We start from the raw sequence: 23,907 nt of genomic DNA, 5'->3' as shown, positions 1-23,907 counted from the left end.
CAAACTTAACTAGATGAAATTTTAAGAAAAATTAGATAGGATTCTACCTAAAATAACTTTAAAATTTGGGAAAATCTATAATGAAAGCTGTTTTGGTTATCACAGATGGAATCGGGTATAGTAAAAAGCAAGAATATAACGCATTTTTTGCGGCAAAAAAGCCAACTTATGACAAATTGTTTCAAGAAGTTCCCTTTGGAATGATTCACACTTATGGATTGTCTGTTGGCTTGCCAGAGGGGCAAATGGGAAATTCTGAAGTAGGGCATATGAGCTTGGGTAGTGGGAGGATTCTCTATCAAGATTTAGTCAAAATCAACAAGGCAATCCACGAAAATACTTTAATGCAAAATCCTGCTCTAAATTGTCTTAAAAATTGCAAACGTGTGCATTTGGTGGGATTGTTAAGTGATGGTGGTGTGCATTCACATATTCAGCATATTTTAGCTCTTGCGTTAGGCTTAGAATCGCAATATGAAGTGTTGTTGCATTTGATTACTGATGGACGTGATGTGCCACCCAAAAGCGCACCAAAGTTTGTGCGTGAGGTAGAATCGCAAATTGAAGGTAAAAGGATTCGAATTGCAAGCCTTAGCGGACGCTATTATGCAATGGATAGGGACAATCGTTGGGAGCGCGTAGAAAAGGCTTATAATGTTATCGCACTAGGCGAAAATACGCAGACGCTTACCCCGCAAGAATATTTGCAATCACAATTTAAGGAGGGTATTTTTGACGAATTTATCTTGCCTGCAAGTTTTTGTAAGGATTTCACAGAAGATTCTCCAAATAAAATCCAAGCAAGCGATGGCTTGATTTTTGTAAATTTTCGTAGTGATAGGGCGCGAGAAATTGTCAATGCACTAGGAAATGCAAGCTTTAACGCATTTGTGCGCAAAAGTTTTGTAGAGATTCCACTTGTTACGATGACTCCTTATGATAAATCTTTTTCCTTTCCGATTCTTTTTCCCAAAGAAAATGTTCAAAATACTCTAGCCGAAGTGATTTCCAATCATCATTTGCGACAATTTCATACTGCAGAAACAGAAAAATACGCCCACGTAACTTTCTTTTTTAATGGGGGGATTGAAGAGCCTTATCCCAATGAAACGCGTCTGCTTGTGCCCTCTCCAAAGGTTGCGACTTATGATTTACAGCCTCAAATGAGTGCCAAGGAAGTAGGTGATGCCGTTTTAATGGCAATGGAAGAGGGATATGATTTTGTTGTAGTGAATTTTGCCAATGGCGATATGGTAGGACATACAGGGAATTATGAAGCGGCGATTGCCGCAGTAGAAGCGGTAGATAATGAATTGGGTAGAATCTGCTCAAAAGCAAAGGAAAAGGATTATGGATTAATTATTACGAGCGACCATGGAAATTGTGAAGAAATGAAAGATGAAAAGGGCGAACCTTTGACAAACCACACGATTGGTGATGTGTGGTGCTTTGTAATGGCAAAAGGAGTAGAATCTGTGCAAAATGGTGGATTAAACAATATTGCGCCAAGTATTTTAAAACTTATGGAAATTGCGATTCCAAAGGAAATGGATAAGCCACTTTTTTAAAGGAATTGCTTGCGTTTAAACAAAATTATAAAAATTAATCGTATAATTACAAGCAATATTTTAACTTACTTCAAGGTTTTAGAATGACACAAGAGGAATTGGATTCACTATTGGGTAGTGATATGGACGATATTGCGCAAGGAAGTCAAGAGCAAGAGAATCAAGAGGAATCTTTAGAAAATTCTACTTTGGAAGACCCAACAATTAAAAGCGAAGCAAAAGCAGATGATTTTTCTATTGAGCAAGATGTAAGTTGGCCTCCACCTCCACCAACAGCAGAGCATAAGGTAGTGCATCAATTAGATGATGTAACGCGAGATTCGGAAATCAAAGCTACAGAGATGTTTGATAAGCTAGAGAAAATTAATAACTTAGACGCAGACATTGAGGACGCATTTGGTGAGATTCAACAATTTATCACTTCTCAAGAGGAACTTTTACAAAAGCTTCATGTCAAATTTCCGGATTTTCATACCTTTAATGAGCAGTTAGAAGCAGTAACCAAAGTCAAAACAGATGTGCAAAAGGTATCTGATTGTTTGCAGGAAATCTCAAATATTTCACTAGAAGCAATGGAAGCTATGCAGTATCAAGATATTCATCGTCAAAAAATTGAACGCGTTATTAACATTATGCGTGCGCTTGCAAGATATATGAGCTCACTCTTTGAGGGTAAAATTGACGATAGCAAACGCGTAAGCTCCGCAGTGCATATTCAAGGGGATAAAACAGAAAATGTTGTCAATGAAAATGATATTGAAGCTCTGATTGCAAATTTTGGCAAGTAATGAATGCAAGATTCTACTTTTAAACCTCCAAAGATTCCAGAACTTCTCTCTCCTGCTGGGAATCTTAAAAAACTGAAAATTGCTTTGGAATATGGGGCAGATGCTGTTTATGGTGGCGTGAGCCATTTTTCCTTGCGGAATCGTTCAGGAAAGGAATTTGACTTTGAATCTTTCCGCGAGGGAGTAGAATACACGCACGCACGAGGCAAAAAGATTTATGTAACAATTAATGGATTTCCCTTTAATTCTCAATTAAAATTATTGGAATCACATATTCAAAAAATGGCTTCTTTAAAGCCTGATGGCTTCATCGTTGCAACACCCGGAGTAGTTAAATTGTCTCATCAAATTGCGCCAGAGATTCCGATTCATCTTTCTACGCAAGCGAATGTTTTAAATGTGTTAGACGCGGAAGTGTTTTATGAATTGGGTGTGAAGCGTATTATTGCAGCAAGAGAATTAAGCCTAAAAGACGCAATAGGGATTAAAAAAGCCCTGCCTGATTTAGAATTAGAAATTTTTGTGCATGGTTCTATGTGTTTTGCGTTTTCGGGACGTTGTCTAATCTCGGCTTTGCAAAATGGTCGCGTGCCAAATCGTGGGAGTTGCGCGAATGATTGTCGGTTTGATTATGAATATTATGTGCGCAATGAAAAAACCGATGAGTTGGTGCGATTTAGTGGCAAAGAGATTTATGCGCGGAATCCTGACAATGGAATCACAATGCGCTTGGAGGAAGAAGAGGGCGTGGGGACGCATATTTTTAACGCAAAAGATTTGAATTTAATTGCACATATCCCGATGATTTTAGAAAGCGGTGTGATAGATTCGCTTAAAATTGAGGGACGCACGAAGTCAAGTTATTATGCGGGCATTACAACACTAGCTTATCGGCGTGCTTTGGAGGATTATGCGCAAGGCGACTTTGTGGAATCGCGCTATAAAGAGGAGCTAGGAACCTTAAAAAATCGCGGTTTTAGTGAGGGTTATTTAATTCATCGTCCTTTTGAGCGACTTAATACGCAGAATCATTGGAGTGCAATTAGCGAGGGGAGCTATCAAGTCAATGCAGAGGTGAGCGAAGAGGGCAAGAGCGCGCTTTGTCGGCATACGATTCGCCCCAATGAACCTAAGGAAATTGTAAGTGCGCATTTGGATTCTGTTTGTTTGGGTAAAAATGACATCGGAGAGATTTTTGAAAAGAATGGCAAAAAATACCTGCGTCTTTTTAAGATTCTATTAGTTAATGGCAAGGAATTAGAATCTATCCATAGTGGCAATGAAAATGCCTTTATCTTGCCTTTTGCGCTCCCGCCTTTTAGCTTTTTGCGTCAAAGGCTTTAGAATTTGCCTGCTAGACACTATCGGCACTTTGATTTTGCGTCCTTGCGAGGAGTGAAACGACGAAGTAATCCATTTCTAGTAAAAGATTTGATTTTAATCTTGATTATTGAACAATTTTATGGTTTGTTTCATTTAAATTTAAGTGAAATATGATTATATTTCTTAATTGTCAATCTTTCCGTGTGAGAGGCAACAAATCTTCTTAAATCTTGTTGTAATTCAATACTAAAGTTTTATTTATGAATCCTAACTATTCCCAGAAATCTTGCATTTTTATGGGCGCATTGCCTGCAAGCACACTCTTTTTTATGCGACTTGAAAATGCTTTTTTACTTGTCTCCAAAGGCGACATTATAGAAGTTGTGAGTGATTGGGATAATTTAGAAAATGACCTTAGTATGTGGTGTGCTTTTAAGGGTGAGGAATTCATACAAAAGCGCGCAATAAGCCAAAATACAGATTCTAAAGGGAATTTTATATATATCTTGCGCAAAAAATCCCCCACAAGATTCCAAAAATTTGATTGCACTTCCCATATTGCACCACCTACACAGGGTTTAGCTCCAAATGGTGTGCAAGTGGAATTGGCAAGTCCAAATTATCATTTTGGTATAGAATCTAATAATAATATTTGGAGCAGTAATGCTTTGCAAATTTATGAGGATTCTAAAAAGTCGCAATGGAATGCCACTACAGATATAAAATGGCAAGAAATACCAGAGTTTAGCCCAGCCCTGCAATTTGCAATCGCACAGATTATGACTTATTTAACTGAAAATGAGTTTTCAGCTCTGTATATCCCCGCACGATTTTTAGGGCAGATTTCACCCTTTTTCACGCCTATTCCGCTTTTACTCTCCTCTATTATCGGTGATGAGAGCCGACATATAGAATCTTTTATCAAAAGGGCAAATATTACAGGGCTTGGTGTGCAATACTCCACACTTACAACGCAACAAAGCCTTTTTAGCCTGTGGAATGAGAAAGATTATTTCAAATCTAGCTTTTTGCTGCATATTATGGGGGAAGGGACTTTTATTGATTTGTTGAAATTCTTAGAGGAGAGCTTTAGGGCATTAGGAGATGAGGCGAGTGCATATTTACTTGCTTTAGCAAGAAAAGATGAAAGTCGCCACGTTGCCTATGGAATCAATAATGTGAAACAAGCAATAGCACAAAATCCTGCCAAAATTGCTGCCTTAAAGGAAGTCGTTTTTGCGCGTAAAAATTATTTAGATGCGCAAAGTGGCGAATCCTCCCTGCTTTTAGAATCTATGGCTCTATTGCGTGGAGGAGGTGAGGATAGAGTGTTAATTTCAAATGGATTTGAGGAGGTGCAGGAATTAAAGAAAAAAATGGAGAAAAATCGCACAAAGCGGCTTGTGGAATGTGGCATTGATGAGGAACTTGCCCTTGATTTAAGCAGGGCTCATACACCTAATTTTATGTAAGGAGAAAATATGTTAAGTTTGGAAAACTTAGAACAAAAAGCAGCGGAGTTTGGCAAGGCATTTGTTGCCCCTCATACAGAATCTATTGATAAAGAAGCAAGATTCCCAAAAGAAGCCTACGATGAGCTCAAAAAGCAAGGGTTTATGGGATTATTAGTGCCTAAAGAGTATGGCGGAAGCGGTGGAAATTGTCTTAATCACGCACAGGTGTGTTATACTTTAGCGCAATTTGACGCTTCTACTGCACTTTGCTATATGATGCATAATGTTGCAACGGCTTGTATTGCGACTTTTGGGACAAAAGAGCAAAAAGAGGAATTTTTGCCAAAAATAGCAAAAGGGGAGATTTCTTTTGCTCTTGCTTATAGTGAAAGTGGCTCTGGGACACATTTTGGGTTGCCTGATATAACAGAGACAGAAGCGGGAGAATATAGAATCTTAAAAGGGCGCAAAAGCTTTGTAACTTCCGCACAACAAGCAAACTATTATCTTACCTATACAAATTCTTGCAAAGTAAATGGTGGTAAAAATAATTGGATTACACCCAATAATGCGGAGGGTATTTATCACGAAGAGGGCGTGTGGAATGGGTTAGGTATGCGCGGAAATGTCTCAAAACCTGTGCAATATAATGATGTGAAGCTTCATACAAAACAATATTTGCTTGGCATTGACGGAGAGGGTGAAGCGCAAGCTGGAGTTGTAGCAATGTATTTTGTCGTGGGGCTTGGAGCGGTGTATAGCGGTGTGGGAAAGGCTGCTTATGAATGCGCGCTTGCTCATTGTAAGAGTAGAAAATATACTGATGGCTCCTCTTTGGCAGATAAAGAGTTAGTGAGAATCCATATCGCAGAACTCTATACCAAAACGCAAAGCCAAATTGCACTTGTTTATGAGGCTGCAAGGGCATTTGATAATCAAGAATCTAATGCAATGTGCAAAATCTTTGCGTGTAGGATTAACGCCACACAGCTTGTTATGGACATTTGTGCTCTTGCAATGCGACTTGGTGGAGGAAAAGCTTATAGTAAGCTCTTGCCACTAGAGCGATATTTGCGAGACGCGTTCGCTTCACAAGTAATGGCGCCAAGTCTTGATATTTTACAAGTATGGCTCTCTGATGCACTTTTACCAAAGGAGTAAATATGAAGTCAATTTTAGTAGGTGCAGTGGCGTATGCGCCACAAATTGTCCCTATCTGGGATACGATTAGGGAATATGCTAATGATTATTTTAAAGATATAAGGCTAGATTATGTGTTATTTAGCAACTATGAGCGGCAAGTGCAGTGGCTTAAAGAGGGAAAAATAGATATTGCTTGGAATACAAATGTGGCTTTTATCCGTTCTAGGCATTGCACAAATAATGGTGCAGAGGCAATTTTAATGCGCGATACTGATATTGGCTTTAAAAGTGTATTTGTAGCCAAAAGAGATACAATGAAGGGTTTAGAGGATTTGAAGGGTAAAAAATTTGGTTTAGGGAGTTTAGATTCTGCTCAAGCGGCGATTATGCCTTTATTTTATTTGCAAAAAAATGGATTTAAACTGCAAGAAATTTCTCCTGCTTTGCTTGGTAGCGCACAGATAGAAAGTGGGAGTGTGGGGATATTTCGCTTTAATAGCGATGTGGGCAAACACGGCGATACAGGGCGAAGTGAATTTGATGTGCTGGATAAAATAAAAAGTGGAGAACTAGATGCAGGAGCGATTGGCTCTACTACTTGGGTGAGGGTTATGCAAGAGGGAAATTATCCTCAAATGGTGAATTTTTACACAAGCCCTGCTTATTGTCATTGTAATTTTACAACCCTAAAAAGTTTTGATTCTTACTTAAAAAGAAGCTTTGTAGAAATGATGAAATCACAAAATGCCCTTAAAAATGACCCAAAAATTGCACATATGATGAGTTTAGAGGGACTTAATGAATGGGTTTTATGCAATCAAGATGCACTGAAGGGTTATGAAGAGATTGCTCAAGCAATGAAAGAGCAAACATTAATAGAAAGCAAAGAATTTTAAGATAGTTTAGGAAAGCAATAACTTTAATAAAAGCTAAAATTAAAGAAAATTTTAATAAAATGCTAACCTTTTATTTATCAAATTTCACACACGCTAATCCTAAGTTTAGGTTGCGCTTGATAGCGTTGAAGGAGCGTGGAGGGAAAACCAAAACAACAAATAGGAGAACACTATGGTAACAATGAAAGACCTTTTAGAATGTGGTGTGCATTTTGGACACCAAACAAGACGTTGGAATCCGAAGATGAAAAAATACATTTTTGGTGTGCGCAAAAATATTCATATTATTGATTTGCAAAAAACTTTGCGTTATTTTCGCTACACTTACAATATTGTGCGCGACGCGGCAGCGGAGGGCAAAGTGGTAATGTTTGTTGGAACGAAAAAACAAGCAAGCGAAACACTCAAACAATATGCGGATAGCATCAATGCTCCTTATGTGAATTATCGTTGGCTAGGTGGAATGCTTACAAACTTCTCTACCATTAAAAAGTCTATCCGTAAGCTTGAAATTATTGAGGAAATGGAAGCTAGCGGGCAAATTGACTTGCTAACGAAAAAAGAAAAACTGATGATTCAGCGCAAAAAAGAGAAATTAGCGCGTTATTTGGGCGGTGTGAGACATCTTAAAAAAGCTCCTGATATGATTTTTGTGATTGACGCGGCAAAAGAAAAAATTGCAGTCGCAGAAGCAAGAAGATTAGGGATTCCTGTCGTTGCGCCACTAGATACAAACTGCGACCCCGATATGGTGGATTATCCAATCCCGGGTAATGATGATGCAATTCGTTCTATTCAGCTATTCTGTAAAGAAATGGCAGAGGCTATTACAGAAGGGCGTGCAATTGCTGGTGGTGAAGCACCGACACAAGAAGTAGCAGAGCCAGCAAGTGAGGAGGAAAAACAAGAGGTGATTGAGGAAGCAATGAGCGAAGAAGATTTCGCCAAGAGTGTAGAAGCAGAATAAGGAGAGGCAATGGCAGAGATTAGTGCGCAGCTTGTAAAACAACTTCGCGATAGGACAGACGCGGGAATGATGGATTGTAAAAAAGCTCTTGTAGAAGTGGGCGGTGATTTAGAAAAAGCCGTAGAATATTTGAGGGAAAAAGGGCTTAGTAAAGCAGCAAAAAAAGCTGACAGAGTAGCGGCAGAGGGAAGTATTGCTATTAAAGTATCTCCTGATTTCAAAAAGGTAAGTATGGCAGAGATTAACTCTGAAACAGACTTTGTGGCTAAGAATGACGGCTTCAAAGAATTGAGCGCAAAAACAATCGCAATGGTGCAAGATTCTGATGTCTCCAATGTAGAGGAACTTCACACGCTTAACTTTGAGGGAGCGAAATTTGAAGAATACCTAAAGTCTCAAATTGCAAAAATCGGTGAAAATATCGTTGTGCGCAGAATCGCGAAAGTTGAAGCAAAAGGAGGTGGAATCGTCAATGCATATGTGCATTCTAATGGGCGCGTGGGCGTTATTATTGCATTAAAATGCCAAAATGAAGCAAATGCGGCTAAATTGTCGGATTTTACGAAGAGTCTTTGTATGCACGCTGCGGCAATGAAACCACAAGTGATTTCTTACCATTCTTTTGATTTGGACTTTATTAAAAGCGAGAAAACAGCGATTATTGCGGAGCTAGAAAAAGAAAATGAAGAGCTAAAAAGACTTGGCAAGCCTTTGCATAAGATTCCAGAATATATTAGTCAGCTAGAATTAACTGATGAAATCTTAAAACAACAAGAGGAAAAATTAAAGGCAGAATTAAAAGCACAAGGCAAACCAGAGCAAATTTGGGATAAAATTTTGCCCGGACAATTAGAAAGATTCAAGGCAGATTCTACGATTTTAGACCAAAGGCTTACACTATTGGGGCAGTTCTTTGTAATGGACGATAAGAAAACAATTGCACAAGTATTGGGGGATAAATCTAAAGAACTCGGGGATTCTATTGAAGTCGTGGAATATGTGCGTTTTGAGCTTGGCGAGGGAATCACAAAACAAGCTTGTAGCTTCGCAGATGAAGTTGCAGCACAATTAGGCTAATTTGGGGAGCTCTGTTTGGCTTCTCTTGTAGCTGAAAACCTTTCTTTTGGCTATGATTCTCCTATTTTAGAAAATGTAACTTTCAGCTTAAATGCAGGTGAAACACTCTCTATTATGGGTGTAAGTGGGAGTGGCAAAAGCACGCTCTTGCACATTCTTTCTAGTTTTTTAAAGCCTCAAAGTGGTGTTGTGAAGCTTTTGGGCAAGGATATTTATCAACTTCCCCAAAGTAAATTACTTGCCCTAAGACGTAATGAAATTGGAATCATTTTTCAATCGCATTATTTATTTTTGGGATTCAGCGCAGAAGAAAACTTGGAAGTTGCTTCTTTGTTGAGTAATCAAAAGATTGACCACGAGCTTTTAAGTTTGTTTGGAATTTTAGAAACTTTGCCATTAAATGTCAGCGCATTGAGCGGAGGGCAGCAGCAGAGGCTATCCATTGCTAGGATTTTGACTAAAAGACCTAAAATCATCTTTGCTGATGAACCAACCGGAAATTTGGATAGGGAAACGGCTTTTGGCGTAATGGAGCTTTTGTTTGATTATGTGAGATTGACACAATCGTTGCTTGTATTTGTTACGCACGACCCAATTCTTGCAAGGAAAGCTTTACATTCTTATCGTTTGGAACACGCTTCTCTTAAATCTCTTGAATAAAATCTCCTTTTCCTATTTAAGAGTTGAAAAAGTTTTAAGTTATGGAACTCCTAGCCTATCTTACTGAAGGGAATGTCGCAAACTTTCTACTCTTGCTGTTACGATTTGCCGGGATTATCGCCTTTTTTCCTTTTTTTGAAAATCAAATGATTAATAATTCCATTAAAGGCGCATTGATTTTTTGGCTTACGATTCTTTTTGTCCCTCTTTTAGATGTTGTGCCACCAGCAAATTGGACGATTTTGCGCTTCATCGTTGCGGGACTTTCTGAAATTATGTTGGGATTTCTCGCATCTATGGCATTGCAAATTGTTTTCGGTATGATTTCTTTTGGTGGAGAATTGATTTCGTTTGCAATGGGATTGACGATTGCAAATGCTTATGACCCTATTACGGGAGCGCAAAAACCAATTGTAGGGCAACTGCTTACACTTCTTGCTTTGCTGATTGCACTAGGGCTTGATTATCATCATTTGTTCTTTTATTTTGTTGCGCAGAGCATTCAAGAGATTCCATTGGGTGGTTTTCTTTTTACTCAAAATTATATTGAATATATTGTGAAGTCTTTTGCAAGTCTTTTTGTTGTAGGGCTTACAATGTCCTTTCCGATTATTGCTTTGATTTTGCTATCAGATATTATTTTTGGTATGATTATGAAAGCCCATCCGCAATTCAATTTGCTAGCAATCGGATTTCCTGTCAAAATTGCAGTCGCTTTTGCGGTGTTGGTTGTGATTGTTCCGGCGATTATGTTGCATTTTAAGCGCGAATTTTTAAGTGCATTTGACGCACTCACTCTTTTATTCCAAGCGGGTTTTTAGCCTGATATTTTGCAAGACTCTTTGCGGGTTTTGATTTTTTGTGGAATCTTACAGAATCCAAACGCACAAAAAGTTAATTAATTTTTTTCTAAAATTCTAATGTGTTATAATCGTTTTTCAAAATCAAAAACTTGAGGATTTTCTATGCAAAAAGCTACTGCTTATCAAGGTTTTGCAAAAGCAAGGTTGATTGTTATTTTGGCTTTTATGTCTAGCCTTGCTCCTCTTTCTACGGATATGTATTTGCCCGCACTTGGAGAGGTTCAGAGAAGTTTCGCGACTACACCTTTTTATGCGCAACTTTCTTTGGCTATTTTTTTCATCGCTTTTGCGTTTGGGCAGTTAATCTATGGACCTTTGAGTGATGTTTATGGCAGGAAAAAGCCCCTGTATATTGGAATCGCACTTTTTATTGTCGCAAGCTTTGCGTGCATTAGCTTTGATTCTGTGGATAGTTTTATTTTTTGGCGTTTTTTGCAAGCACTTGGTGGCTGTGCTGGAGTGGTGATTGCGCGTGCAATTATCAATGATAATTTTGCGTTAAAAGAAGCGGCAAGTGCGTTTGCTTTAATGATGGTTGTTTCTAGTTTAGCTCCTATGCTTGCCCCTGTGTTTGGGGGATTTTTGTTGGATTTCTTTTCGTGGAAAAGTATTTTTGCGACACTTTTTGCGCTTGGGATTCTACTTTTTGTTTTGATTATCTTTGGAATCCAAGAGAAAGAATCTGTGCAGAGAGTCAAGCCAGAGTTTAAAGTTGTTTTAGTGAATTATTTTCATATTTTGCAAGACCGCAGATTCCGCATTTATATTCTATCCTCTAGTCTTGTAATGGCAACAATTTTTGCCTATATTACCGGCTCATCGTTTATTTTTCGCGAATACTTTGGTTTAAGCGAAAAAACCTATGGAATCCTTTTTGGAGTGAATGCACTTAGTTTTATGATTTTTGCCAATATTAATGCAAGAATCGTGCGTAAATATTCTCCTTATGCAGTGTTGCCTTATGCGTTTGTGATGATGTTTGGGGTTGCATTAGTATTGCTTGTAGTCGGGTGGTTGGATTTGGGATTCTTGCCTTTTGAGATTCTTTTGTTCTTAATGCTTGGAATGAATGGTTTTATTGTGCCAAACACCACAACGCTTGCAATGGCGCGTTTCAAACAAATGTCTGGAAGTGCTTCAGCCATTTTGGGAATGGTGCAATTTATCTTTGCGGGGGTGATTTCTTTTGTCGTAGGAGCGGTAGAAGCGAATACACCCTTTCCTTTAGCGTTGATTATTGCTTGTTGTTTGCTTTTGGCTTGTGGAATCTATTTTTCTCTTAATGTAAGAGAGATTAGACGCTACAAGCGCGAATTTCTAAGCTTATTCAAGCATTCATCTTAAGAGTCTCATTTAAGCATAGCGAAGCAATTTCTATGAGGATTCAAACTTGAAAAAAAGATTTGAAGTTACGCATTTTCGCAATGGTAATTACGATTCTTTTGCAATATATTCTTGAATGCTTTGTTGGATTACGGGATTAATGTGCATTTCTAAATGCAAAAGAGAAAGTGGCAAGCCAAATTCCTCAAGTTTTGTTGCATCTTTTTGCGTAACAAGGAGAGAAGTGGCACTAAGACGCGCATATTCTTCTAGTATTTTGGTTTTATCAAAAAAAGAATGGTCTTTCAAGATGATTTTTCCTACTACATCAGGCAAGTAAGAATCCAATCGTGAGGGATTTGCAATCGCCGTAAGAAGTAGCATTCTTTTGGTGGGGTAGAGGAGTTGGACTTTGCGCTCATAATCTCTGCCCTCTTGTGCTAGAATATCAGCTTTTTGATAGGATCTTTTGTGTTCGCGATACCCGCCGCTTGGGATACAAAAGTCAAAGTAAGGTTCTAGCTTAGGTTTTAAGATGATGTTTAATTTTTTGAAATTAAAGCGGAATCCATCGTCTAAAAAGACAATCTTGGCTCCTAATTCTTTGGCTTTTAGAATCGCATTTTTGCGATTTTCGCTGACAATTACACTACAATAAGGCAGGTTTTTGGCGAGCATAATCGCCTCATCACCGGCAATTTGCACATTTGTTTGTAGATTGCCTTGAATACTGACAACTTTTAAGCCTTTGCTTTTGCGCCCAAATCCACGCAAAATCACGCAAGAATTTGGATAATTTTTCGCAATTTCTATAATAAAAGGCGATTTACCACTACCGCCTAAAACAAGATTCCCCACACTAATAATTGGAATCCCAAAATCATAAAAGCGTGCGAATTTTCGCTTGAGAGTGGCAATAATGCAGTAAATGAGGCTAAAAGGCAAAAGGCAAAAGGCAAGGAGTTTTTGCAATGGGCTAGGTGCAAAAAAATATTTTTCAATTTTACGCATTAAACACGCTCGCTTGCAAGGCGCAAAACTTGCTTGCAAACATAGTCTATGTCTTCTTTTTGCATTGCGCTATAAATAGGCAAACTTAAAATCTGCTGGTAGTTTTTAAGAGAGACGGGAAAATCACTGATTTTGTATTTGTATTTGTTTTTGTAATAACTCAATAAATGCAATGGCACAAAATGAAGCGCACTTTCTATACCGCATTCCTTTAGCTCACGTGCAAAATGGTCGCGATTCTTATCTACCTTGATGATAAAATGAAAAAAAATGTGTTCGCTTTTGGCGCTTGGCATTACAAGATGGGGGGCGTTTTGTAATGCGTGAATATAATATTTTGCAATTTCTTGACGCTTTTTGATAATATAATCAATGCGCTTAAGCTGACTTAGACAAAGTGCGGTATCAAGGTAACTAATATTGTATTTGTTGCCAATCCCTACGACATCATAGAGATATTGCGGACGCGTGCTAGTAGTTTTTTCACTCACAACTCCGTGGTAGCGCAAAAGCATTGCCTGTGCAGCAAGTTCATCGTCTTGTGTTGTGAGCATACCGGCTTGTGCAACAGGATTTGCAGAATCTAGCACAACGCTAAAAATGCTTGCAAAGCTATGATGAGAGCCGATTTTTAAACCATTGTGCGTCAATCCTAATGCCATCGTTGCGTCTTCAATGACTTTAATATTGTAATGTTCGGCTAAATCGTAAAAAGGCTCTATATCGCAAGCTTGCCCTGCAACATGGCTAATGATAATTGCACGTAATTTTTTGTTTCCGATTCTTTCTAATGTTTCTTTACATTTTTGTAAAGAAATGAGAAAGGTATCCTCTTCAATATCCACAAAAATCGGTTCTGCATCAAAATGCCGAATCATTTCTGGAAAACTAGGGTGACAATTCACGGAACATAAGATTTTATCCCCTCGTTTTAAATCCATAGCAAAAAGACACAAATGAAAAGCAGCTGTTCCGCTAACAGCTGAAATTGCGTGTTTGATACCAATGTATTTTTTAAATTCTTCTTCAAGCTCTAACACAATATTATGACTTGGATTTTCTAATACATTGAGAATTGCATCTCTTTCTGCCTCTGTAATATCAGGGATAAAATAGGGAATACTTCGCATAAATTTTCCTTTAAATATTTGCAATTTCTGGCATTTTGCGCTTAAAATCAAAGTGAGAAATTCTCTCTTTGACCAATCTTAACGCCTCTCGTGGTAGATTTTGTTGCAAGATTTCATCGTCTTTTGCGCCTTTGTCTAATAGTAGCATAATTCTGTCTAAGATTGCATAAGGAAAACCCAATTCCTTCTCATCACTCTGTCCCTCATACAAATCCGCACTTGGTGCTTTTTCTAGGATAGTTTGCGGAACCCCTAAAACACGCGCAAGTTCATAAATTTCTGTTTTATAGAGATTGCCGATAGGATTTATTGCGCAGGCTAAGTCACCAAAGATTGTGCCATAGCCAAGCAAAATCTCACTTTTATTGCTTGTGCCAATCACTAAAGCATTATGTGTAAAAGCGTAGTCGTAGAGACAAATCATACGCAATCTCGCACAAAGATTCCCTAATCGCAAGGGCGTAGAATCTAATCCTTGCAAAGTTGCTTCAAAAGCACTTTGTGGTTGGTGGAGTTGTAGAATCTGATAGGAAATATTAAATTTTTTACAGAGTTCTAATGCGTGGGTTAGGCTTGTTTGGGAGGATTGTTTGGAGGGCATTAAAAGGGCTTGATGATTGTTTGGAAAAGCAAGCTGACAAAGACGTGCAACGACTGCAGAATCAACGCCACCGCTTAACCCAAAAACAACGAATTGAAATCCTCTTGCTTGAACTTCGGTTGCAATAAATTGGACAAGATTTTGTCGGATTTGTTCAAAATCTTTCATTGGGAATTACCTTTTAATATTTGAATAAATGTTACCTTGAAATTAAAATTAAACACAAAATTTCAATAAAACCTAGTATTATAGCCAAAAAATTAGTTATAATATAAATTTTATATTGTTTAAAGGAGAAAATTATGAAAAAAATTCTTGCGCTTTCACTCGCATTAAGTGGCTCGCTTTTTGCGGCTAACAACCTATTTGAGGTTACTCCGCAAGTTGGTGGAACTTTCCATATCGACAATGATCGTTACAAAAATAGCGCGGATTTAAGTTATGGTTTGAAGTTTGCTAGTCGTGTTGCACCAAGTGTGCTTGTAGAACTTGGTTATGACCGCGCAGATAGCGCAAAAGGTAGTGAGCAAGGACAATCTACGGATATCAATCGCTATTATATGAACCTTGTAAAAGAATTTGAAGTATGGGATAAAACTTCTGTTTATATTTTAGGAGGTCTTGGTTATGAGGATTTAAGCCATAATTTCCAAAATATGGATAGTGATTTCTTTGGACAATATGGTGTGGGATTGCGTCATGAAATTGCAGAATACCTCCACCTAAAAACAGAACTCCGACATTTGGCAAGTTTTGATGGACGTAGTGATGTGATTGCAATGGTTGGTTTTAGTATTCCATTTGGAACTTACGCACAACCAGAGCCACAACCAACAGAGACATTGTCTCATATTCATACATTCTCTGTGCAATTCCCATTTGATTCTACAACCATTGCACCAGAATATAATGTAGAAATCACTGATTTTGCAGAATATATGAAACAAAATCCAAATCAAACTGCAATCATTAATGGGCATACAGATTCCACAGGAAATTCAGCTTACAATCAACAACTATCTGAACGTCGCGCAACAGCGGTAAAAGATAAAATTATAGAAGAAGGAATCTCTCCAGAGAGATTGGAAGCAAAAGGTTATGGCGAAACAAGACCGATTGCAGATAATGCCACAAAAGAGGGCAGAAAACAAAATAGAAGAGTAGAGGCAGAAGTTTATACCAAATAAGACTTTTAAAGGTTTGAGGAATTGAGACCTATCATTAAACACGATATTGCGATTTATGCGCCAGATGTGCGCTTGGAGATGAAAGAAGCAAAAGAAATTTGTGGTGTGCTTATCTCCAATAGCGCGACAATTCGTTCTCTCGCACTCAAAGCAGTGTATTTTTCGTTTGAGCATATTGCGCAATTTGATGAGGGTGCGACGATTCTTATCGCTAAAGCTTTGCTTGCTATGCAAAATAAAGTGAGCATTGCAGTAGCATTCGTAGGCTATAATGATGCGCAATTCCCTAAGTTGAAATCTCTTTTTCCCAACAAAAGCTTACCACTTTTTCGCACAGAACATATGGCAAATCTCTTGCTTGGACTTAAAATTCCTCCGCTAAATCAAAGTGTGATTTATTATGATGCAGATGGTATGATGCAGACGTTGATTTCTCAAGAGCTGACTGCTAAGGGATATGAGGTAATCTGTGTCAATAGCGGTGAAGAGTTTATGGATAAGCGGCGTCAATATCTTGATAAAGCTATTTATCTGTATGATATTTATTTTGATATTACAAGCAATTTCATTCCCATTACGATTAATAATGGAATCGTGATTTATACGCTTTATAAAAAAGTAGATAAAAATATCTCGCTTTCTTTTAATATCCAAGCACACAATTCGCGCTTAAGAGAGGGTTATAGAGTTTTTATTTTTGATGCGAGTGATACCAAAGATTTTAATTTAGCTGCATTGGATTTTATTATGTCTTTGGCACTCAATAATACAAAATTTGGGGCTTGTATTGCAATTTGTGGGCTAAAGACTCCTTTAGATCACAGCAGACAAGAGCTTTGTATGCGTAGTAATATTTTGTTTTTTGATAATATAGATAAATGCAGAAATGACGCGAAAATTAGAGAACTTGCTAAAGTGCATCAAACTTCACAACAAAAAAGCAAGGGATTAACTAAGAATTTGGTAGCGCAGTTGCCTGTATTTGTCAATGCGGCAATTGAAACGCTTTCTTCTTTGACGGGTGGCGAGGCAAAACGTACAGATTACAAAGTAACCAAATACAACAAAACTAACGAAGTAGATATAATGGGGGCGATGATTACTTTTGAAGGCGATGTAAGCGGAATCGTGGCATTGTGCTTTAGCAAGGTGCTAGTCAAGGAAGCTTCTATGATGCTTTTGGGAGAGGAATCCCAAAGCGATGAAGAGTTGTTAGATGTTATTTCGGAATTTACTAACATCATCGCAGGTCGCTCCAAAGCGGTATTGGCTGAAAATAGCATTTCAATTGGAATCTCGTTACCAAAAGCCTTCAAAAATGAAGATGAGATTTATCAAGTTTTAACAGACAAACAAGGTGTGCAAATTAACCTGCTTTTGAATGATAAATCTCTGATTTTATTTTTAGCTCATTAAGAATTTTCTTCCATTGCTTTTAAGAATCTTAAATTTATGATAAGAGTAGTTATCTTATCGTGATTTGAGTGCAAGAGTGTTCCATTGATTCTCTATAAATTTTTTTCCTCTTAGTGCTTTCCATATTTTTTCTTTATTACTCTTTTTGGTTATACCACTTACAGCAGAGGTGCGCACGAAAGAGCCACTAAGGAAACCAATTCCCTATCCTAAAAGATTAATTTCCTCCCCAAATAATCTATTTCTTTTTTAAAGTAAAAGCAAGATTGGAGGCAATCCCTGCACCTTCTTTGTGATAAGCTTGTAAGTTGCAATTACCAAAAATACAAAAGGGAGAATCTTTTTTATCTGCAATATAAGTTTTCCCCTCTCTGTAAATTATCGTTTTTGATAGGAATCCAAAGAGGTTTTATGCTTTGAAATGCACATTATCAGGCACGAAATCTGTCGTTTGTTGGATATAATCCGTGCAATTATTTGCGCGACCAAGCTTGCGCCCTTATAAGAAATATGATGCCCTTTGGTAAAAAGATGTGTATTGTCCTTTTTTGTGTTGCATAAAAAGAGGAGAAATATCCAAGACTTCTACCCCGTTTTGCACGAGTTTTAAAGTCATTTGTCTAAATTGTAGCAAAGTGGAAGCACCTTGTAAAAATGTAGAATCCTTCGCAACCAATTTAGGATAAATCCTAAGCTTCAAAGGGAGAGAGACATAAATAAAGTGCGTTTGGGAGGCTTGAAGTGCTTTGCTTAAGAGGGGGCTATTTGCTCCCAACTTTTGCGCTTAAAAGCCAAAGGAGCAAAATAAGTAGTGATATGGTGGTCTATGAAATCTCCGTTGATTTTTTGCCTCTAAATCCTACAAATCTATCCAATAATTTCCACTGATAAAAGGGTTTTAATTCTTGCCTAAAAGATTCCAAAGCATAAAATTGACTACTAAATTCACCAAATTGCTTGATTTCTTGCAAAAGAGTATGCATTTGTTTTTGTTAGTATTCTTTAATTGCGAGTGGATTGCTTGTCATTATTTTCGTCTTTTGAATTGGATTGCGGAATTCTATCAAAGTTTATCAAATATCTTTCTAAAATCACAAGAGCTGCAAGAGAATCTAGGCTGCCATCTTTGCTGTGTGCCTTTTTACGTGATTTTTTGTCCTCTAGTTTTTGCAATGCCTCAAAGGAGCTGAAGCTTTCGTCCAAGAAGATGATTTCAAGATGAGGTGGAATCGTAAGTAAGCTGACAAAATGTCGGATTCTTTTTTGCATTGTTGCAAGAGAATCCTCGTCTGTCAAAGCAGAATCCCTCTTTTGCATAGGGATTCCAACCACTAATACATTCGCTTTGGAGTCTAAGAGGAGCTGACTGATTTCTTTGGCTGCTTGATTGCGGTTTTTGCGCAGAATTGGTGGGAGGGGTAGGGCAATATTTTGAATCGCCTTTGCTACCCCGATTCTTTTAAGTCCTATGTCAAGGGCTAGCACGATTTTTGGTGTTTGCACTTCCATTGGCTTATCCTACAAACAAGGCGATTTCATCACCCAAAAAATAATCTTTTGCATAAATTCTTTCCCCGTCTTGCTTCACTTTATTTTCTTCTAACAAAATTTTAAGATTGCGCGTGTTGGGGATTCTTTTCCTCTCTACGCCAACACAAGAGCGGAATCCCAAAAACAAATGTTCCAAGAGTTGATTGTGCGTACTTAAAATTTCTTTTTCTTCATAGAATCCCGACAAAAATTTTTCAATACTTTTTGGCATACTTGTGCGCACGCCTCCTTGAAATCCAACAGCTCCCGCACCAATGCCTAAGTATTCCTTGCCCTCCCAATAGCGGAGATTATGATAAGAGGGACTAGTTTTGGCATAATTGCTGACTTCATATTGCTTAAATCCTTTGGTTTGTAAATAGGATTTAATAAAATGTCCCATACTCAAAAATCCCTCAAATTCCCCCTCAAAATCCCTCAAATTTCCTAATGATTCCTTGTTTGCATAGAATCTACTTCCCTCATCAATGCTTAACTGATAGGCGGAAAGATGACTTAAGGGTAAAGCACAGGCGGTTTCTAATTCTTGTGTGAGTAATGAAGCATTACACAAGGGTGTGCCATAGATTAAGTCAATGCTAAGATTCTTCAAACCAGCCTTTAGTGCCATTTCAATGGCGTAAAAGATAGAATCTTTCCTGTGGTGTCTCTCCAAAAAGATAAGTTTAGAATCCTCAAAGCTTTGCGCTCCTAAGCTTAAGCGATTGACACCCAAACTTTGAAGCGTCTGCAACCATTCTAAGCTTAGGGAGTTAGGATTTGCTTCAATACTAATTTCTGCTTGTGGTGCAAGATAGGGAGAAAACTCCGCAAAAAGAGATGAATAAGCACGGGATTTTACACTATTTGGAGTGCCCCCGCCAATATAAACTGAAGTAATTTGTAAATTTTGGTTTTCTTCTAAAAGGTTGTGAATCTTATAGGAAACATATCGGGCGAGAGTTTCCATATAAATTGTTTTTAAGTGATTTTTGTTGATTTGGGAATTAAAAGCACAATATCCGCATTTGCTATCACAAAAAGGAATGTGCAAATAAAGAGAGATTTCAAAAAGTTTGATTTGCGATTCCACTTTTTGTTATAAAAGCTGCTCTATTCTATCTTTTTTGGGAGCAATTTCAGTGATTTGAATCCCAAAGTTTCCATCTACAATAACGACTTCACCCTTTGCGATGACTTTGTCATCTACCAAGACTTCCAAGGGGTCATTTGCAAGTTGATTGAGTTCCACAACGCTTCCAATGTCCATAGCAATTACATCTTTAAGAAGCATTTTTTTCTGCCCGATTCTAACCTTGACTTGCAAGCGTACATCTAAAAGCATCGCCATATTTTTCATTTCAGAATTATTGAGTTCTACTTTGGCTTGTGTGCCTCCACCTCCGCTAGATTCCTCGCTTGGAGCAGCTTCAGCTGGTGGGCTTGGGTTGAAATGTTGTTCAAATGCACTAGAGAAAGCAAAATATAAATAATCTTGGATAGAGCCAATATGGAAAGAAAAAGTATAGAATCCACTATAATTAGAAAGTCCCAAATCTCCGTCGGGCAGGAAATTGATATTGTTCAGGGTGAAACTAAGTTTGGGTAGCTCTTTTTGCCCTCCAAGTGAAGTAGAGATTGCTCCAAAGATGTTAGAAGCAATTTCCTTTGTGGCGTCCAAATCATCTGCACTCATTGCTTCTTGACTCTCCCCTTCTCCACCTAACATCATATCTGCAAGTGCGGTGGCGACTTTGGGAGAAATAAAAAGCGCAAGCGTTGCTCCATCGTCTGTGCTAATGTCAATTTTTGCCATTGGGGGTTTGATGGAATCGCTTTTACCATTTTGTGCTTCAATGTGGCTAACTTCCGGTGCGCTTCCAAGCAAACCCTCTATTGTCGCACCCGTTTCTTGAATAATGAGTTTTAAAAAATCATTTAGCATACTTTACTCCTAATCTTCTTCAATTTCGTTTGCTCTAGATTTGCGTTGAGTTTCAAGCATTTCAAGGATTTCTTTGACTTGGTCTTTTTCTGTTTTTATCATTTCTTTGACTTCAATCGTCTTACGATAGCGGTGCAAACCAATGCTAGCAAGGAATTTTTCACGTCCATCTACATTGATAATTACCGTGTCATCTGCTGGGCGGTCAAGTCGCACGATATCGCCCACTTCCAAATCCAAGATTTCGTGCATATTGAGTTTGGTTTCTCCAAGCATTGCTGCGACATTGACTTTTGCTCCACCTAAAAGGGCTTGCAATTCTTTGTTGCGCGATTTTTTGGAGCTTGTTTCGCTTAACATGATATCGCGACTCGCGAGACGCGAAAGCACGGATTCTAGAGAAATAACAGGATAGCAAAGGTTCATCATTCCGCTACTATGTCCAATGATGATTTCCATAACAACCATAATAACAATTTCGTTTTGTGCAACAATTTGCACGACATTGGGGCTAGATTCTTTCACATCTACGGTGGGAAAAATCTCTGTAACAGGTGCCCAAGCGTCCTTGAGATTCTGCATCATTTGACGCAGGATTGTATCTAGCAAATTTAGTTCAATATCGCTAAATTCACGCGTGGATTCGTAAGGGTCGCCTTTGCCTCCAAGCAATCTATCAATCATTGGAAAGGCAATGCTGGGGTTAATCTCCAAAACCCCTGTGCCATCAAGAGGCTTCATAGAAAAAACATTGAAGCTTGTAGGACTTGGCAAGCTCATCAAAAATTCACCATAGGTCATTTGATCCACGCTGTGGAGCTGAATTTCTACAATAGAGCGCATAATTGCCGAAATTTGACTAGAAAGTGCCCTTGCCATTTTGTCGTGGATTCCACGAAAAGCTCTTAGTTGTTCCTTGCTAACGCGGTTTGGACGCTTGAAATCATAAAGAGTAATTTGGTGTTGTTGGACAACAGTCGTTGGTTTTTCTGCGATTTCGGCTTCCGCACCATCATCATCTACGACTTCTAATAGCGCATCAATTTCTTCTTGACTTAATATATCAGCCATTTAGCCCCCTTTGTTCAAGGTATTGACGAATTTTACGAATCACTGCCTTATGCAGTTGAGAAACTCTTGATTCTGTAATTTCCATTACTTCACTAATTTCTTTGAAGTTTAATTCTTCAAAATAATAAAGTTGAATCACAAGCTGTTCGTTTTGTGTTGCTTGTTCTAAAATCTGCTCTATGATTTCAACCAATTCCTCTTTTTCTATACGTTCTAATGTCTCTTCGCTCTCCCCACCTAATTGGTCTTCTAAAGGCATTACACCATAAATTTCGCTCGCAATTCTTGCCTCTTTGATTTTTTCTTCTTCTTCGCCTAGAATCTCGCTTAGATAAGCATTGTCTGGCTCTTCTTGATGTGTATTATAGTAAGTTGCAATCGCTTTATCTACGCGTTTAATCAATGTGCGCGTTTGACGCGAAACATTGTCTAGACTGCGTAAATAATCAAGCATAGCTCCATGCACACGGGGCTTTGCATAACCCCAAAAAGATTCGCTCACCTTACTATCATATTTGCGTGCTAGCTTGATAAGCTCTTCTGTGCCAATAGATACCAAATCCGCAAAATCTACACTTGCAGGCAATCGTTCCTTTAGGCGAAAAGCCATTGCTTTGAGCGCAGGAAGATAGTCTAATGCTAGAGAATCTTGCGATTGTTTTAATGCTGTTTGGTACCCATTAGAAGTCGTCAGCATAGTTATTCTTTTCTACTTCGTGTTTTTTATTTTTGTTTGTCCGTGCTTCTTCCTCCTCATCTTCGCGCATTGTTTTTTCCATTGTGCGCAAGAATCCACGAATCTTGTTGGTTACTTTTTCGCGTTTATCAAACTCTTCAATGTATTCTTCTAGCAAATCATTATATGCAGGTCTCCTGATAATATGCTCTTGATTGCCCAAAAATCGCACAAACAATGAAACGCTTACTAAAGTAATCAAATAGAATCCAATCGTTGAGATAAGCGTTCCTGCTACAATCATTTCTGGTTCATCAAATTTCAAAAAGGATAATAAGAGTCCGATAAAAAATCCATTCACAATCGCAAAACTTAGAAAATTATCCATTTTTAAAGACATTTTGTTTCCTTACATTTCCTAAAAATGACCCAAAATCTTTTTTAAGAATTTACCAAATCTTTTATCTTCTTGTACTAGCACATTTCGTTCCATTTTTTTGGCAAGATTGCGTGCAATCTCTTCAATTTCCATTGAAGAGGAGGAATTTGGCTCCAACTTAACAAAGATTCCGCGATTTTTGCTGTAATGATTAATCAATGATGTTTTGGTCAATTCACCAATAAATTCCAATTTGATATTGTTAATGTTTGCTTGTGCGATTTTTTGCACTTTTTGAAAAATCATTTGTGCTTCTGCATTATTTTTTGTCATATTAATTAGCATAAAAATACGTTCTTTGAAATTTGCTGCTAGTTTAATCGTTGCATAAGCATCTGTGATTGCCGCAGGGTCTGGAATCGTAATAACGATTACCTCATCACTATTTTTTAAAAAAGTCTGCGTGTATTCGCCAATCCCTGCACCTGTATCAATGATAACAAAATCTAAGTTGTCTAAAAATGCAGAATCCTCAATCAAGGCTTCAAACATAAATTCGCTCTTATAGCGAAAAATATCTGTGCCAGAATCGCCCGGGATAAGATAGAGATTCCGCTCAATAGGTATGATAATATCTTTGAGTTTTGCTTGATTTTTTAGCACATGCAAAAGATTTTTTTCACAGCGCACACCAAACATAATATCCAAATTTGCTAGTCCAATGTCTGCGTCAAAGATTCCGACTTTGAAGCCTAGCTGCCAAAGTTTATAAGCAAGATTCGCGCTAAAAGTAGATTTGCCCACGCCACCTTTACCACTTGTGATGGTAATAAATTTTGTATTAGAGATTTTTGGAGATTCTAAAAGCAATTCTAAATTTGCCGCTTGGTTTTTCATTT

23 protein-coding genes are annotated in these 23,907 nt (G+C 38.0%); 13 read left to right on the top strand and 10 right to left on the bottom strand.

Going from position 1 to position 23,907, the window contains the following annotated elements:
* The first annotated feature begins 80 nt into the window (after positions 1-80).
* The 11 genes from gpmI (at position 81) to CQA43_RS04580 (ending at position 12,083) form a co-directional block, all read left to right on the top strand.
* The gene (gene gpmI, locus CQA43_RS04630; RefSeq protein ID WP_115551438.1) at positions 81-1,568 is read left to right on the top strand and encodes a 2,3-bisphosphoglycerate-independent phosphoglycerate mutase; all 1,488 of its coding nucleotides are present in this window, start codon (positions 81-83) and stop codon (positions 1,566-1,568) included.
* An 83-nt stretch (positions 1,569-1,651) separates the two neighbouring features.
* Positions 1,652-2,356, top strand: a complete 705-nt coding sequence (locus CQA43_RS04625) for a chemotaxis protein (protein WP_115551437.1) — start codon at positions 1,652-1,654, stop codon at positions 2,354-2,356.
* Between the two features lie 3 nt (positions 2,357-2,359).
* Complete coding sequence (locus CQA43_RS04620; protein ID WP_115551436.1) at positions 2,360-3,700, top strand: peptidase U32 family protein; 1,341 nt, start codon at positions 2,360-2,362, stop codon at positions 3,698-3,700.
* Between the two features lie 239 nt (positions 3,701-3,939).
* Positions 3,940-5,151 (top strand): ferritin-like domain-containing protein, encoded by a 1,212-nt coding sequence (locus tag CQA43_RS04615; protein WP_115551435.1) that lies wholly within the window; start codon positions 3,940-3,942, stop codon positions 5,149-5,151.
* Between the two features lie 9 nt (positions 5,152-5,160).
* Positions 5,161-6,294 (top strand): acyl-CoA dehydrogenase family protein, encoded by a 1,134-nt coding sequence (locus CQA43_RS04610; protein WP_115551434.1) that lies wholly within the window; start codon positions 5,161-5,163, stop codon positions 6,292-6,294.
* A 2-nt stretch (positions 6,295-6,296) separates the two neighbouring features.
* Positions 6,297-7,172, top strand: coding sequence for a phosphate/phosphite/phosphonate ABC transporter substrate-binding protein (locus CQA43_RS04605; RefSeq protein WP_115551433.1), 876 nt, complete (start codon positions 6,297-6,299; stop codon positions 7,170-7,172).
* A gap of 172 nt (positions 7,173-7,344) precedes the next feature.
* Positions 7,345-8,139, top strand: coding sequence for a 30S ribosomal protein S2 (gene rpsB, locus CQA43_RS04600; protein WP_115551432.1), 795 nt, complete (start codon positions 7,345-7,347; stop codon positions 8,137-8,139).
* Positions 8,140-8,148: 9 nt separating this feature from the next.
* Positions 8,149-9,216 (top strand): translation elongation factor Ts, encoded by a 1,068-nt coding sequence (gene tsf / locus CQA43_RS04595; RefSeq protein WP_115551431.1) that lies wholly within the window; start codon positions 8,149-8,151, stop codon positions 9,214-9,216.
* 15 nt (positions 9,217-9,231) lie between these two features.
* Positions 9,232-9,876: an ABC transporter ATP-binding protein gene (locus CQA43_RS04590; protein ID WP_115551430.1), complete on the top strand. Its 645-nt coding sequence runs from the start codon at positions 9,232-9,234 to the stop codon at positions 9,874-9,876.
* Between the two features lie 41 nt (positions 9,877-9,917).
* Positions 9,918-10,697 (top strand): flagellar biosynthetic protein FliR, encoded by a 780-nt coding sequence (gene fliR / locus CQA43_RS04585; RefSeq protein WP_115551429.1) that lies wholly within the window; start codon positions 9,918-9,920, stop codon positions 10,695-10,697.
* Between the two features lie 144 nt (positions 10,698-10,841).
* Complete coding sequence (locus tag CQA43_RS04580; RefSeq protein WP_115551428.1) at positions 10,842-12,083, top strand: multidrug effflux MFS transporter; 1,242 nt, start codon at positions 10,842-10,844, stop codon at positions 12,081-12,083.
* Between the two features lie 87 nt (positions 12,084-12,170).
* Here CQA43_RS04580 and CQA43_RS04575 read toward each other — a convergent pair whose 3' ends face one another.
* The 3 genes from CQA43_RS04575 to CQA43_RS04565 are packed head-to-tail and all read right to left on the bottom strand — an operon-like array spanning position 12,171 to position 14,972.
* The gene (locus CQA43_RS04575) at positions 12,171-13,073 is read right to left on the bottom strand and encodes a tetraacyldisaccharide 4'-kinase (RefSeq protein WP_115551427.1); all 903 of its coding nucleotides are present in this window, start codon (positions 13,071-13,073) and stop codon (positions 12,171-12,173) included.
* Positions 13,073-14,203, bottom strand: a complete 1,131-nt coding sequence (locus CQA43_RS04570; protein WP_115551426.1) for a DegT/DnrJ/EryC1/StrS family aminotransferase — start codon at positions 14,201-14,203, stop codon at positions 13,073-13,075. The genes CQA43_RS04575 and CQA43_RS04570 overlap by 1 nt, the downstream gene beginning before the upstream one ends.
* Before the next feature lie 10 nt (positions 14,204-14,213).
* Positions 14,214-14,972 carry an NAD+ synthase gene (locus tag CQA43_RS04565; RefSeq protein ID WP_115551425.1) on the bottom strand — a complete coding sequence of 253 codons (759 nt, stop codon included), beginning with the start codon at positions 14,970-14,972 and terminating at the stop codon, positions 14,214-14,216.
* A 134-nt stretch (positions 14,973-15,106) separates the two neighbouring features.
* Here CQA43_RS04565 and CQA43_RS04560 point away from each other — a divergent pair, with 134 nt between their 5' ends.
* On the top strand, positions 15,107-15,991 hold the full coding sequence (locus CQA43_RS04560) for an OmpA family protein (protein ID WP_115551424.1): 885 nt from the start codon (positions 15,107-15,109) through the stop codon (positions 15,989-15,991).
* 21 nt (positions 15,992-16,012) lie between these two features.
* On the top strand, positions 16,013-17,407 hold the full coding sequence (locus CQA43_RS04555; protein ID WP_115551423.1) for a chemotaxis protein CheX: 1,395 nt from the start codon (positions 16,013-16,015) through the stop codon (positions 17,405-17,407).
* Between the two features lie 1,002 nt (positions 17,408-18,409).
* Here CQA43_RS04555 and ruvX read toward each other — a convergent pair.
* From ruvX to CQA43_RS04515, 7 genes are read right to left on the bottom strand one after another with little or no spacing between them, the layout of a single operon-like run.
* Positions 18,410-18,916 (bottom strand): Holliday junction resolvase RuvX, encoded by a 507-nt coding sequence (ruvX, locus tag CQA43_RS04545; RefSeq protein ID WP_115551421.1) that lies wholly within the window; start codon positions 18,914-18,916, stop codon positions 18,410-18,412.
* A gap of 4 nt (positions 18,917-18,920) precedes the next feature.
* Entirely contained in the window at positions 18,921-20,030 is a 1,110-nt protein-coding gene (hemW, locus tag CQA43_RS04540) for a radical SAM family heme chaperone HemW (RefSeq protein ID WP_245944215.1), read from the bottom strand.
* A gap of 6 nt (positions 20,031-20,036) precedes the next feature.
* Positions 20,037-20,882: a flagellar motor switch protein FliY gene (gene fliY / locus CQA43_RS04535; protein WP_115551420.1), complete on the bottom strand. Its 846-nt coding sequence runs from the start codon at positions 20,880-20,882 to the stop codon at positions 20,037-20,039.
* A gap of 9 nt (positions 20,883-20,891) precedes the next feature.
* The gene (gene fliM, locus CQA43_RS04530; protein ID WP_115551419.1) at positions 20,892-21,953 is read right to left on the bottom strand and encodes a flagellar motor switch protein FliM; all 1,062 of its coding nucleotides are present in this window, start codon (positions 21,951-21,953) and stop codon (positions 20,892-20,894) included.
* Positions 21,946-22,650 carry an RNA polymerase sigma factor FliA gene (locus CQA43_RS04525; protein WP_115551418.1) on the bottom strand — a complete coding sequence of 235 codons (705 nt, stop codon included), beginning with the start codon at positions 22,648-22,650 and terminating at the stop codon, positions 21,946-21,948. The genes fliM and CQA43_RS04525 overlap by 8 nt, the downstream gene beginning before the upstream one ends.
* The gene (locus tag CQA43_RS04520) at positions 22,634-23,029 is read right to left on the bottom strand and encodes a hypothetical protein (RefSeq protein ID WP_115551417.1); all 396 of its coding nucleotides are present in this window, start codon (positions 23,027-23,029) and stop codon (positions 22,634-22,636) included. The genes CQA43_RS04525 and CQA43_RS04520 overlap by 17 nt, the downstream gene beginning before the upstream one ends.
* A gap of 18 nt (positions 23,030-23,047) precedes the next feature.
* Positions 23,048-23,905 carry a P-loop NTPase gene (locus CQA43_RS04515; protein ID WP_115551416.1) on the bottom strand — a complete coding sequence of 286 codons (858 nt, stop codon included), beginning with the start codon at positions 23,903-23,905 and terminating at the stop codon, positions 23,048-23,050.
* Between the last annotated feature and the right edge of the window lie 2 nt (positions 23,906-23,907).

The sequence above is a fragment of the Helicobacter ganmani genome (assembly GCF_003364315.1).
Classification (GTDB): Bacteria; Campylobacterota; Campylobacteria; order Campylobacterales; family Helicobacteraceae; genus Helicobacter_D; species Helicobacter_D ganmani.
Note: the sequence above shows the minus strand (reverse complement) of the source record. Positions and strands in the feature narration are given on the sequence as shown.